This window comes from Microcoleus sp. S13C4 (assembly GCF_036700865.1).
GTDB lineage: Bacteria > Cyanobacteriota > Cyanobacteriia > Cyanobacteriales > Microcoleaceae > Microcoleus.
The window spans coordinates 1-12,715 of record NZ_JAUBPS010000020.1; the positions used below are offsets into that span (position 1 = coordinate 1).

General features: G+C 45.8%; 15 protein-coding genes. 7 read left to right on the forward strand and 8 right to left on the reverse strand.

Annotated elements, in window-relative coordinates; genetic code table 11:
- Both QT996_RS10920 and QT996_RS10925 read right to left on the reverse strand, forming a co-directional pair.
- Window positions 1-908: IS66 family transposase (locus tag QT996_RS10920; protein WP_333046518.1), on the reverse strand; the 908-nt coding region annotated here is incomplete at its 3' end.
- Window positions 909-967: 59 nt separating this feature from the next.
- Entirely contained in the window at window positions 968-2,356 is a 1,389-nt protein-coding gene (locus QT996_RS10925; protein ID WP_333046519.1) for an ATP-binding protein, read from the reverse strand.
- Window positions 2,357-2,477: 121 nt separating this feature from the next.
- On the opposite strand from QT996_RS10925, the gene QT996_RS10930 reads away from it, so the two are divergent.
- Both QT996_RS10930 and QT996_RS10935 read left to right on the forward strand, forming a co-directional pair.
- Entirely contained in the window at window positions 2,478-2,645 is a 168-nt protein-coding gene (locus QT996_RS10930; RefSeq protein ID WP_333046520.1) for a hypothetical protein, read from the forward strand.
- 106 nt (window positions 2,646-2,751) lie between these two features.
- Window positions 2,752-3,075, forward strand: coding sequence for a DUF3155 domain-containing protein (locus QT996_RS10935; protein WP_006635576.1), 324 nt, complete (start codon window positions 2,752-2,754; stop codon window positions 3,073-3,075).
- Between the two features lie 340 nt (window positions 3,076-3,415).
- On the opposite strand, the gene QT996_RS10940 is transcribed toward QT996_RS10935, so the two are convergent.
- From QT996_RS10940 to QT996_RS10950, 3 genes are all read right to left on the reverse strand, one after another.
- The gene (locus QT996_RS10940) at window positions 3,416-3,949 is read right to left on the reverse strand and encodes a cofactor assembly of complex C subunit B (RefSeq protein WP_333046521.1); all 534 of its coding nucleotides are present in this window, start codon (window positions 3,947-3,949) and stop codon (window positions 3,416-3,418) included.
- Between the two features lie 320 nt (window positions 3,950-4,269).
- Window positions 4,270-4,671: a PadR family transcriptional regulator gene (locus QT996_RS10945; protein ID WP_333046522.1), complete on the reverse strand. Its 402-nt coding sequence runs from the start codon at window positions 4,669-4,671 to the stop codon at window positions 4,270-4,272.
- A 343-nt stretch (window positions 4,672-5,014) separates the two neighbouring features.
- Complete coding sequence (locus tag QT996_RS10950) at window positions 5,015-5,218, reverse strand: DUF751 family protein (protein WP_190657763.1); 204 nt, start codon at window positions 5,216-5,218, stop codon at window positions 5,015-5,017.
- Between the two features lie 274 nt (window positions 5,219-5,492).
- Between QT996_RS10950 and QT996_RS10955 the strand changes: the two genes are divergently transcribed.
- Window positions 5,493-6,368, forward strand: coding sequence for a DNA adenine methylase (locus QT996_RS10955; protein ID WP_333046523.1), 876 nt, complete (start codon window positions 5,493-5,495; stop codon window positions 6,366-6,368).
- Window positions 6,369-6,456: 88 nt separating this feature from the next.
- On the opposite strand, the gene QT996_RS10960 is transcribed toward QT996_RS10955, so the two are convergent.
- Together QT996_RS10960 and QT996_RS10965 are read right to left on the reverse strand one after the other, a co-directional pair.
- Window positions 6,457-6,939, reverse strand: a complete 483-nt coding sequence (locus tag QT996_RS10960; RefSeq protein ID WP_333046525.1) for a PD-(D/E)XK nuclease superfamily protein — start codon at window positions 6,937-6,939, stop codon at window positions 6,457-6,459.
- A gap of 27 nt (window positions 6,940-6,966) precedes the next feature.
- Window positions 6,967-7,902, reverse strand: coding sequence for a metallophosphoesterase (locus tag QT996_RS10965; RefSeq protein WP_333046526.1), 936 nt, complete (start codon window positions 7,900-7,902; stop codon window positions 6,967-6,969).
- 103 nt (window positions 7,903-8,005) lie between these two features.
- Here QT996_RS10965 and QT996_RS10970 point away from each other — a divergent pair, with 103 nt between their 5' ends.
- The 3 genes from QT996_RS10970 to QT996_RS10980 all read left to right on the forward strand — a co-directional run bounded on the left by QT996_RS10970 (window position 8,006) and on the right by QT996_RS10980 (window position 9,991).
- Window positions 8,006-9,037, forward strand: a complete 1,032-nt coding sequence (locus QT996_RS10970; RefSeq protein ID WP_333046527.1) for a hypothetical protein — start codon at window positions 8,006-8,008, stop codon at window positions 9,035-9,037.
- Window positions 9,038-9,218: 181 nt separating this feature from the next.
- The gene (locus QT996_RS10975; protein ID WP_333046529.1) at window positions 9,219-9,851 is read left to right on the forward strand and encodes a Uma2 family endonuclease; all 633 of its coding nucleotides are present in this window, start codon (window positions 9,219-9,221) and stop codon (window positions 9,849-9,851) included.
- A complete protein-coding gene (locus QT996_RS10980; RefSeq protein WP_333046530.1) occupies window positions 9,848-9,991 on the forward strand; it encodes a hypothetical protein in 144 nt (47 codons plus the stop codon). The genes QT996_RS10975 and QT996_RS10980 overlap by 4 nt, the downstream gene beginning before the upstream one ends.
- A gap of 78 nt (window positions 9,992-10,069) precedes the next feature.
- On the opposite strand, the gene mrdA is transcribed toward QT996_RS10980, so the two are convergent.
- On the reverse strand, window positions 10,070-11,884 hold the full coding sequence (gene mrdA / locus QT996_RS10985) for a penicillin-binding protein 2 (protein WP_333046532.1): 1,815 nt from the start codon (window positions 11,882-11,884) through the stop codon (window positions 10,070-10,072).
- A 214-nt stretch (window positions 11,885-12,098) separates the two neighbouring features.
- On the opposite strand from mrdA, the gene QT996_RS10990 reads away from it, so the two are divergent.
- Complete coding sequence (locus tag QT996_RS10990) at window positions 12,099-12,458, forward strand: phage holin family protein (protein ID WP_333046533.1); 360 nt, start codon at window positions 12,099-12,101, stop codon at window positions 12,456-12,458.
- The last annotated feature ends 257 nt before the right edge of the window (window positions 12,459-12,715 follow it).

Below are 12,715 nucleotides of genomic sequence, written 5' to 3' on the forward strand. Positions count from 1 at the left end.
TGATGAGCTAAACACACTTGCCATTGTGGTGCGGGGTGATTTTTTTGAGCGCTAAATAAATCTGACACCCAAATATCTGGACGATGTTCTCCTAGAACTTCGTTAATTACTCCACTGGCTCGGCTAGGGCGGATGACGTGCAAGCAAACATCAGGGTTCTGAAACACCCACTCCCACTGATTCTGTCCATTAACTCTGGCACTGGTTTCATCTGAACAAATTAATTTTGCCCGCCGCAACCGATGGAGTATTTGAGTTACTTGATCGTCTAAACTGATTTTGACCTTCAAGAGCAAGTTGGCGATGGCACCTTCTGATATCTTTAGTCCCAAGACGGAGCCAAATATCGACGACAGCCGTTCGTAGCTGATGGCCTGAGTGTAACGAAGATATGTGACTAAGCTTTGAATTGAACTGCCAAACGGTGAACCTGGTTCCATTCCCAATGGTACAGGTGCAACATATTCGGTCTGACAGCAGGCACACTGACCACCATAACGTTCTATTCGGGTGACGATGGGGCGAATTGGGGGTCGTTCGATTTTTTCGTAGACGGATTGCAATTTTTGTGCGGCGCCGGTGACTTTCTCTCCACACTCGGGGCAATTTTTGAGTTGGGCGATGATTGTTTGGTCGGGATGAGGATGTAGCTGTCTTCCCCCTCCTGCTCTTCCTAGGCTTCTTCGTCTTTTTATCCCCTCAATTTTCGATGGCTGAATGTTGGGCTTGAATCCTTTGGACGGTGGAGTGCTGGAATTTTTGCTGGTTTTTTTGGGAGATGGGCCTAGTTTTGGTTGGTCTGTGGTTGCTAACGCTGCGGTTAGTTTTTGGATTTTCTCCCATAGCTCTACTATCAAGGCTTCTTTTGCCTCGTTCGATAGTTGTTTTAAGTCGGGAAGTTTTTCCATTCCTTTATCTAATGTCTATCTCGTCTTCTTGTCAAGGGGGTTGAGCAATTACGATTTGGTTACTTATTTACCTGCAGCCAAACCACAAAGGTAGTGCCGCGATCGGTTGGATATAATAAAGGATCTGCAGCAGATGGTAGCCATTCAGGATTGAGTGGGGAAAATACTTCTATTTCTCCTTGCATTTGGCGGACTAAATCGCGGGCGATCGCCAAACCCAATCCTGTGCCAGGAATTTCTGTCTGCGCTTTTTCTCCCCGGTAGTGCCGCTCAAATAAATGCTCTAAATCCTGGGGGGGAATGCCGGAACCGGTGTCGCTAACTGCAACTGCTATGGCAGGCAATTGGCTGTATCCTGCCCGATCGCCATCCGCTGGTTGGTACCTGACTTTAATATAAATTTGGCGGCCGGCAGGGGTATATTTCAAAGCATTGTCAATTAAATTGCTCAAAACCTCGCGCAAAGCTCGATCGTTCGCCCCGACTGGTGGCAAATCCGCCTCCACGTCGGCTACCAATTTCAGATGCCTTTCAGAGGCGATCGCCTCGGCGGAAGTTAACAGCGGTTTTAAGACTTCTGTAACAAAACAGGATTCCTTCAAATTGGTCGCAGGTGACAGCGACAGAGGAGAATGCCGGATTGATTCCACATTGGACATTGCTTTTTCTGAAGTGCCCGATCGCAGTTTTAGATGTGCTTCGCCGGTGTCAACGGTTCCATCGAACTGGCCGAGCAACTCTTGCAGCCGATCGCTCTCTCGGACAATACTAAAAGCCACATTGCGGTTTTTGTCTTCCGGTACCAGCCGCCGCGCTAACAACTTGCCAAAAGTTCGTAACGCTGTCAGCGGACTTTTGAACTGGTGCAGCAAATTGTGCATTGTGTCGTAAACCTGAGCCTGGATTTGCCGACTCGTACCCAATTCCTGCTGCATCCACTGCGATCGCTGGTCTAAAATGCAGGCTAGGGCTAAGGTGTGAGCAATTTGTTGTATTTGAGCCTCCTCTCGCTCGTTCCAAGGCCTGTCTTGCCGACCGCTGACTAGAAGTCCCATTACAGCTCCCTCGTGTATCAGAGGCGTCACAATTTGCCTGCGCTGCTGCCACACATTCTCCGGGCCTTGGCACTGATGGGAACTGCGCTCATTACCCGGAAGCGGTTCGGGTGCGATCGCCCCTACGGTTGATTCTTCCACAGGAAGAATCGGCGGCGCTAGCAGTCGCGGCGCTGGTTTTACTGTCGAGCTTTCGGGAGATTGCAACCTTAACCCCTGATTTTCTTCTGATTCGGCTGAGGTTTCTGGGTAAACCGCGATCGGCACCAACTTTGCTTCGCTGCCTTCTACCAACTCTTGTGTCAGGTATACCGCGCTGAATTTCGCTCCCAAACTAACGGCGATGGCCACCTGCGAGCGGCAAAGTTTGACAAATTCTGAACTGGCTGGCATTAACATGAGCGCCACATTAAGATATCTAACGGAATTCTAAGTAAATTACAAATGATCGGCCACCGATTACTGATGAGAGACTTCTAAATTTCAGGTTTCTTCCCTTTCATAGAAGGCAGCTATGTTGAAGGCATGGGGCTTTCATGAACCCAAATTGCCCCGCATCGCCGTCGGCGCAGCTTCTACCGATCCCCAAGCTTGGCTTTTAGCGGAACTTGCGGCCAACCATAGCACAACCGTTACACTTTTGTCGATCGGGACGAATGTTAAGATTATGTCGATATATTAAAAACAGTTGAAATTTTGAGCTAGAACGGATATACTGGCCTCGGATTTGGTAGCTATCATTACAACCTGTCTGCTCATACTGTCTGCTCACAGAGGAGGTAAAGAAATTGGCCAGGAGACGCAAACGCAAGAGTCGCCGCCGACAAGAAGGACGCAGAATTTTAGAGTGTGTGCCTCAATATAGCATCGAGAGCGGCGAAGATAAACCCGTAACCGCGGCTCGCAAGTTCATCCATGCCGAAGGCATTGCTCCCCCAGCTTTGCTGTTAGTCAAGCGTAACGAGCATACCACTGATAGATACTTCTGGGCTGAAAAAGGTTTATTTGGAGCCCAATACGTAGAAGAGAACCATTTCTTGTTTCCCAGCTTAAAGGTGATGTTGGAAGCTACCACAGAAAAAATTCCTGTGGTGTCAGCCAGCCGCGCATAGCTCAAAATGTTTAGCTCAAAACATTGATACCAATGTTTTTCTAAGTCTTTTAACAAAAGCGCGAGAGTTCTCATTGTCTGGAGAGTGCCAACTGAAATTTCTGCGAAAAGTCCTTAGGAATTAGGGTATAAGGAGCCATCGCAACAGGCGTGATCGCAGCCCAAGGGCGATCGCCACAATTGGCACTTTCACGATAATGGTTTTTTTTTGACTGTTCTGTCGATAAAACCAGTGAATCAAAAAAACAGCCAACGAGAGAGCTGCTCTTGAGTCATCGGTTTGTCTGCTCAAAGTCTAACTACGGCATCTAGCATATCAAAAAACGTTCCGCACCAAACTTTTAATCGATCGGTTTCAAATCTAAAGCTTTTTGCATGGCTGCTAGTTCATCGCGGTGAGCTCTGACAGTAACAAAGCTCTTGGTTTGGCTTCCCGACTCAGCAACTGATTCGAGTTTTAGCGAGACTTGCTCAGAGCGTCCAGCTTTTTTCCAATAAAATACCCCCGCCAGCGGGGACAGCAGTACCAAAGCGAGGAAAACTTGACCCTGCTGGGGAACTAGCATTCCCAAAACCAGCCCCAAGCACAGAGTGCCGCCTGCACTTAGCATGGTTAAAAAAATAGCCAAAAACCAACTCGGCCGCACAAAACCCTCAAAGGTGACTTTATAGTTGGGGGCATCGACGGCTGCAACTCGGTAAGCCCTAGAAGCAAAATACTCTTGTAGCTGGGTTAACAGTGACTCTTGGGCGCTCTCGGAAGCAAGCTTGACTTGTTCGATTCTATCTTTGACTGAGGCTTTGATGAAGAAAAACAAGCCAACAGCCAGCAGCAGCGTTAGCACAAATGTTGAAGGAAGAACAGCAGTATCCATGGGTAGAAGTTTGTGTAATTGAAATTATCTACTATTACTTTACAGAACTTTACATACGAAAGCGATCGAGGACTTACGCAGACACTTTTTTACCAAAATTCGCAGAAAGCTTTGTAGCAAGGCGTTTTTCTCCCCATCACCAAATTCCCATATCTCTACCTCGTCGCTAATTCTCAAGTGACCATGCGTAAGTCCTGACGTAGTGTAGATGCTTTAATGGCTGTGCGGCGGGCGATCGAGCAAAGCGAAGGCAAGGAAGGCAAATCGCTTTGCAAGTAGCGCCAGCATCTCAAGGGTTTAGGCATCCGATTCAAACTCGGTTAACCCGTCTGACCAGTTTCCAAGGCGCGGGATCGACGATCTGACGCGCCGTTTGCGCCGTTTCCCTGACCGATGTACTCGTGCCAGAGACGAGCGAGGTCTTGAGCTTGGTGCCGCCACTCAGGGAGGATTTGATACATCCGGCGGGGGCGGCCACGTCCTTCTACTTTTTTCCAGTAACCGGTGATTACGGCTTCATCTTCGAGGAATTTCAGAGCGCTGTAGAGAACGGTATCAGAAAGTCGGTAGATGGGGAATTCCCTCTCTAGTTGTCCGATCAGTTCTGTACCGTAGGAATCTCCGCGCAATAACACGGAGAGAATGTAACACACAGCTAATTCCTTGTTTAGATAAACAGGAGGGGGGTCTTGAAAAAATTGATAGATATGTTCAAACTTCATCTGTCTTGTCCGCTGGAAACTCTCGTGATACCGTCAGGTTAACGGGAGAGGAAAGCGGGGCGGGGTGTGCCGCTTCCTAATGATTAAGTGGGACACCGGGGAAACAAAGGTGCAGTATTTCCCCAGTGAATGTTGATAGCCCCAAACGCTTGTCCTGCACTTCGGTAATGTTTGCCTGCGCCTTGGTTGAGCAGCACTGGCGTAACTAGCCCAATTTTGTTCCTCTTCCAATCTATCGCAGCGACTATTGTCAAGTGTGCGATCGCCTGCAAGAGTTGGCAGTTAGTTTGGGAGTTAGTGGTTTAACTGAATTTGCCCTTGATGTTGGCGTTCTAGCTTTGCTTTAAACCGAACTCAGGCCTAACATAGCCCGCAGTGTAAAAGTTAGAAAGACAAAAGTCGCTACAATGGAACTAATCAGGGCGATCGCAGTTGCTGGTCGATCGAGCAGGGGTTTGAGTCGCTCGAACAGGAAAAAGAAAATTCCCAGACATATCGTAATGAAAAAGCGCGGGTAGCGAGAGACGTTATTAATAAAATCTTGCATTTGCTTGGTGGGGTAAAGTGTCACAGCACGATCTTTGACTGGTAACACTTGTGAGCGAGTTAGACAATTTTGGCACAGCCGGAGCTAAATCTGCGGATCGGGCGATCGGGCATTTTTGCCGGCGAGGCTGACATATATAATTCTAACGAAAACTTTTCGCCGATGGCTCCGGCACGGTCTGTTTAATGCTACGCGACCTCCGGTAAGAACTTCAGAAGTATGTCTATTGAGTTCTAGTTGTGATAAATATTATAGGGCCGTTATTTCTAGATAAATGTCTGCTTCCGCACCTTCTTTCGTCTTGCCACGTCCCTTTCTGAAATGGGCAGGAGGCAAAACTAGGTTGATTGGACAATATCAACCTTATTTTCCTGAAAAGTTCACAACTTACTACGAGCCTTTTTTGGGTGGCGGAGCTGTATTTTTTTACTTAGCACAGCAGCACCCTGGTTTGCAAGCTATTTTAACAGATATTAATCCTGAGTTGATTAATGCTTATCGCTGTGTCAGGGATAAAGTTGAGGAGCTGATTCTACTTTTAGAGGAGCATCAGTTAGAACATACCAAGGACAATAAAGATTATTATTACTCGGTGCGATCGCGCTCCTACAAAACAGATATAGAAAAAGCAGCACGCCTGATTTACCTCAATAAAACTTGTTACAACGGCCTCTACAGAGAAAACTCAAAAGGTGAATTTAATGTTCCCATAGGTCGATACAAAAATCCTAACATTTGTCAAGCAGATTTACTGCGATCGGTCTCATCTTTACTCGCGCCCGCTCAAATTGAAGTCAGGAAATTCGATGAAATTTTGGATTTTGCTAGAAGCAGCGAAGACTTTGTTTATTTTGACCCGCCTTATTATCCAATTAGTGCCACCAGTAACTTCACGACTTACAGCCGGGATAATTTCAAAGAATCGGAACAGCTTAAACTGAGAGATATTTTTGCAGAACTTGCAGAACGGGGCGTGAAAGTTATGCTGTCTAATTCTAACTGCGATTTTATCGAAAAAATCTACAGCGATAGTCAAGTTTTTCCAAATAAATGTCTGCCCAAACTCCTGGAAATATCAGCATCTAGGGGAATTAATTCTAATAGTTTTAAACGTGGAAAAATCAAGGAATTATTAATACGTTCATTTTAAGTATTACTTAAACAAAGTCTCTAATTAAGCATATTTTGTAGGAGCGATACGTCGTGATCCCACACGATGCAAAGTTCCGTAATTCCTGTTACAGATATTTGTTAGCCCAGGTAATGAAACCTTCGAGTTTGTGAACTGCTAACAGATTTTGATTGTCAGGAATTTGTTTCTTAAACCAGTCGATCGAACCTTGCCTCATACCATCACCACCCACTATAACAATAGTTGGCACCCGATAACAATTTTTAATATTTAAATTTAGGTAAGGATACTTCTCGTCTACTGAACCTTTGTCTTCTTGCCACTTGCACTCAACAATTAGACCCAGAGGAAACAAACCGGAACCAACAATATAAAAATCGACATTTATTTCAGTTTCATAGATGCTAGACCCAATATAAACCTGTTTAGCATATCGCTTGGGATTTTCAGTAGAGATTAAGAGCCAATCTCGCTTGCGCTTTTTCGGCAACTGGGGACATATTTCGAGATATCCGTGGCCTCTCAACGTACCTTCTACAGTTGTTTCTAAAACAAAACCAGTTTTATTGGCTCTACAACCCCTATTCATTTTGTTGCCTCCTGAATATAATCTAAATTAAGCCGATCGCACTTCGATCGCTCCCCTGTCAAAAACCCGCTTATCAGTACCGATAGAACTGACAAACATCCGGTCATCATAGACATCAAACGTCGCAAAACTCAGGCGGCTAGCAGAATACTCCGTCCACTCTGAACGCCCCACGGGACGAGTGCCTGCGCCGGCACCGCAAATTAAATAAGTCGTACCGTTAATCGAGCGAGTGCGTTCGTAACTGTGCTCGTGTCCGTTGATATAAAGCTGCACGCCGTACTTTTGAAACAAAGGCGTCAAAGTCTTAATAAAAGCTTGATTCGATCCGTAGATGCCAGAGGAATAAATAGGGTGGTGGCCGAACACAACTTTCCACGGTGCGGGGCTCTGACTCAACTCTTTTTCCAGCCAAGCAAGCTGATTTTCCCAGTCAGCATTGTGATTGGTATCTAGAGCAAAAAACTGTACCGGATCGCGCCGAAAAGTATAGTAGCGACCTTGCATATTAAAACCCGCATATTTAACTTGCGGATCGCCGTTAGCAGTGCGGATGTCGTGATTTCCCAGACAAGCATAAAATTTTACGTCTTGCTGCAATAACGGCTGATAAGGCTTCTCGAAAACAGCATTAATTTTTTCAAATTCGCCGTTATTGTAGATATTGTCGCCGGCGAGAACAGTAATATTAAAAGGGTTTTCCCGGTGATATTGCGCCATCGCCTCAGCCACAGCATACTGACCTTCAGCGCCGGTACCGGTGTCGGCTACCGAAATAAAGCGTAAAATAGGCGGTGAGGCCGGCAAAGGAACGATCGCCCTTTGGGTCTCAACGTTAGAAGGCACAGCAGCGCTGGCGTCTGTACCCCAGGCAGTCCGAAGCTGAAACATTTTCCAGACTCCGGCCAAACCTAAGCTGCTGAGACTGCCTAAAATTAGAAAGTGACGACGTTTGATGCTCATTTGGATTCGGTTACAACTAAGTTAAATGATAAATTAAGGTTGAGATGGCTCAACTAAAATTTATCTCGTTTAGATATATTTGCAACGCCCCAAGGCAGAGAAAATGTCAGAAGAACAACTAAACCAGTCAACTCCAGAACCGTCTAAATCTCCGACACCGCAGGTTGATTCGGGTGCAAAGTCTGCCCCCACTGGCAGCAAAACTCAAAATGCCAGCAGCGCGGTTCCCAAAAATCAGAGAATCAAAGCTTTGATTGCCTCGATTGGGAATTTGGGAAAAAAAGGCAAAAAATTACCAGCCGAACCGCCGTTGCAGGCCCAAAAGCCGATCGCGCCCACCGCTTCTGACTCAGCAACAGTAACTCCTCCCGCTGTTGCTGCGGAAGTTAACAGCGTGCCACCAAAAGTTGCTGTAAAAGTTGATAAAAAGCCTGTATCCCAACGCAGGGAAGGGAGTTTTTTAGAGAACGTCGGTGTACTTTGGCAAAGTATTGTGCGGCTAGTGCGATCGCTACTGCCACCATCTACGAACCAGAAGCTGTCCGATCCAATTTTAAACGCCGCATTAGCAGCAATTCTGATCGTTGTAGTCGGTTTAACTTTCAACAGTTTCTCAGCAAAACCGTCGGAGAAAGTAGCAAAAATGCCTTTGCCAGCAGCCCAGCAGTCGCCGCCCACGTTTGGTGATTTTATGGCATCGGGAACGCCGAAATCGCCAGAGGCGATCGTACCATCTGAGCCAATCTCTGCTAAATTCAAAAGCAAGTTGCCCGATTTAGTAGCTCCGGAAAAACCGCAACCAGTAGAAATTATCCCACCGCCGCCGCTGACCCCGGAACAGTCTCTGATTTCTGCGATTCAAACTCAAGTTACCGAGATTAAGAATCGACTGGGCGGCGGTTTAGTTGAGTCTGTTCAAGCTAATTTTTCCAGCAGCATTTTGACTGTGAAAGTCGCTGAAGACTGGTACAAACTCAGCGAAGTCGAGCAAAATCAACTAGCAACTAAAATGTGGAAGGAGGCTAACTCACTTGATTTCAGCAAGTTAGAAATTGCGAATATGGAAGGCAAGTTAATAGCGAGAAGTCCAGTTGTTGGTTCGGAAATAATTATTTTAGACAGAGGAATTAATTAGAATTTCAATAGTCTGTATCTGTAAAACGTCAGACCAGCCTTACAGTCTAGGACACAGCACCTAATTATGTAGGTGTGCGCTGCACACCTTGCCGGTGTTGATTTTTTTGAGGATAGTGAACTTTTTTTAAATCCGACAGAATGCTACCATTAAATTAATTAAGTTTGAGAAAAATTGAAAAATGACAATTTTAACTCAAGTCGAACAAGTAGAAATTGAATATCCCAGCAGCGACGGAGCTCCGATCGCTGAAAGGGACATCACGCGCGATTACATGACTTACAGCGTTGAAGCTGTCAAGCTTTACTTTCAAGAGCGTTCTGATGTTTATGTGTCAGCCAATTCTTTCATATATTATGAAGAAGGGAACAACCAGGCAGTTGTGGCCCCGGATGTCTATGTGGTGTTTGGAGTGACCAACCGCAAAAGGGATAATTATAAAGTTTGGGAAGAAGGGGGAATTACTCCCGATTTTGTGTTAGAAATTACTTCGGAAACAACTCATACGAAAGACCAAGAAACTAAACCGGAAATTTATCGGGCTTTGGGAGTTAGGGAATATTTTCAGTACGATCCGTCTGGAGATTATTTAAATCCTATTTTACAGGGAGTACGTCTAATAAACAATCATTACGAGCCGATTGCAGCCAACAATATCGCTTTCGATACGCTGTGGTTGTTCAGTGAAGTGCTGGGACTGGAATTGCATCTAATTTCAGGAGAATGGAGGTTTAGAGTTCCTGAAACGGGTGAGTTTTTGAAGACTCACAAGGAAGAAAACCTGGGAAGACTGGCAGCGGAGTCAACATTGTGATCGCTCGTAAATCAACTCTTAAATTCTGGGATGAGTCTGGAACAGGTGGCGCAAATGATGAATTTATCGACCGTGGAAGTGAGACGATTGGTAGGGGAAAACTTTTGATCGATCGCACTTTTCCCAGATATCAAGAATAGTGCGATCGAAGTATGGGGCAAAATGTGAACAGTCAACAGTTAACAGTTAACAGTTAACAATTAACAATTAACGAATGACTAGAAAGGCTTATTAGTAGGTTTAAAACCCTGCTTTTGAAAATAGGTTCGGAATACCTCTTGAGCAATTGGTGCCGCCGATACAGCACCAAATCCGCCGCCTTCAACGATAACTGCGATCGCAACTTCAGGTTTGTCAGCGGGAGCAAAACCTACATACATAGAATTGTCAGGATGACCAGGCATTTCCACAGTCCCTGTTTTGCCGGCACTTAAAGGAATACTACCATCATTCATGGCGCGGCCAGTACCTTTTTTCACCACGTCAATCAATCCTTGTTTAATAACGTTTAAAGTTGCAGGCTTAATACCTGTTTTAATTTTTTGAGTAAGAGGCGTATTGGTTTGAGAAGCCAATAAATGCGGCTGCACTCGCCAACCGTCATTGGCAATAGTTGACACCATCACAGCCAGTTCTAGGGGAGTACAAAGTACCAAACCTTGACCGATCGCCATTGTTACTGTATCGCCAACATACCAATCTTCCCCATACATTTTCTGTTTCTCTGCTGGTATAGGAACTTGACCGTGATTGTCGGCGTCTATCCCCAAAAGTTTTAAATTAATAGTACCGCCAATGCCCATTTTCTTAGCCCATTTCGCCATTTCTTCCGGCCCGACTGCCATGCCTACTTGATAGAAAAACGTATTGCTGCTGTAGGCCAAAGCGTCCCGGAAACCGATAACGCCGTAACCGGCACTGTGTTCGTTAAAGGTAATTCCGCCGATGTTAATTGAAGCAGAACTTACCAAAGTCGAGTCAGGAGAAAACTTGCCAGACTCCATCCCGGCTACAGAAGTTACAATCTTAAAAGTGCTGCCGACTGGATAGCCTTGAACGGCCCGATTTAAAAATGGTTTGTCTGGCCCTTGCAGCCGATCCCATTCTTTTTGAGTTACCTTGCGGGTAAAAATATTGGGATCAAATGTCGGCCAACTACCCATTGTTAAAAGAGCGCCGGTTTTCACGTCGATCGCCACAACAGCACCCAGGCGATTACCCAAAGCTTTTTCCGCAGTTTTCTGCATATCTAAATCTAAAGTTAGCTGCACCGGTTTGCCGGGAATAGGGTCTTTTACACCTAAATCTTGGATTTCCTCGCCCTTAGCATTTACCTCGATCAAACGGTTTCCCCAAACGCCCTCTAAAGTTGAATTAACTAATTTTTCAACTCCCATCTGACCGACGATCATTCCCATCGGATATCCAGGATTAGCTTTTAATTGATCTAAACTAGCTTCGCCGACGTATCCCAAAACGTGAGCTGCTAATTGCTGGTTGGGATTGTCTCGGCTCGATTCTACGCGAATTTCAACTCCCCGCAAAGTATTAGCTTGTTCTCCCAAAGCGACGAAAGTACCGACATCAATATCCTTACTAATTCGCACTGGTAGGGCTGATTTGTAGCCGGCTCCATCGATTTTTTTGATAATTTCGGCTGCGGGAAGTTTGACGATCGGGCCCAGTGTAGCGGCGATCTCTTGCCACTCCTGGGCCGATCGCTCTTTTGGCCACACATAGACCGATCGAGATACGCGGTTGGCCGCAAAAATTTTGCCGTTGCGATCTAAAATTTGACCGCGATTCGCTGCGACTGAAACAGGGCGAATGCGGTTATTTTCCGCCCGTTGTCGATTGTAGGCTCCCTGTATCAGTTGCAGTTCGGCTAGACGAAATATCGGCAGCGTCACCAAGCTAGTGACCAGCAGCATAAAAATCATAACTTGAAGCGATCTGCTGCGTTGCCGGGAAGGATTGTCCAAGCCATTTTTGTCGAATCGGACTTTAGAGTTAAAAGAAAAATCGCCAGCCATATTAATTAATCTGCTCTTTTTATTCAACTAACAGGTTGATACGGTTCCCATCCGGATTATTTTGCGGATGATACAGCGCTTATAACTTCTCGCTCTTTAGTGACAGACATAAATTCGGCCGCTTGGCAGACGAATCAGCCGGATTATTTGATTAAGGCAGATGTTAAATATGAGGTTTTTTTGACAATTCAACTGTTAAGGAGGTAGGGGCGCTGTGGAACCGCTGGATTTTTTGATTGCTTGGCTGGTGACGGGCAGCAGTTTGCTGCTAATTTCTCAACTGCCGATCGGCGTAGAAATTGACAGCACACCGAAAGCAGTAATTTCCGCTGCGGTTTTGGGAATGGTGAATGTTTTAATTTGGCCAATTCTGAAAGCAGTTTTTTTCGTACCGAACCTACTGACGCTGGGATTGCTTTCCGGCCTGTTTGCTTTTGTAATGAACGTGATTGTTTTTGCCTCGGCTGCAAAGTTAGTGGAAGGATTTAGCTTGCGGATTGGCATTTGGAGCGCGGTACTGGGGGCGATCGCCTTGGCTGTAGTTAGCAGCTTTATCAACGGCGCACTGATTTAGCAACTTCCGCAGAAAAAGGGCGATCGAAATCGCCCCACATTTCCACACCTTACCTTGCGCGTTTCGTTTGCCTAAAAGCGATTTCTATCGCCGAATATTTATTCTCCCTTCTTCCTTATATCCGTTACATCCGTTACATCCGTTAAACAATCCGTTGCCGAACTCCCTTCTATCCGTTACATCCGTTACATCCGTTAAACAATCCGTTGCCGAACTTCCTTCTATCCGTTACATCCGTTACATCCGTTAAACAATCC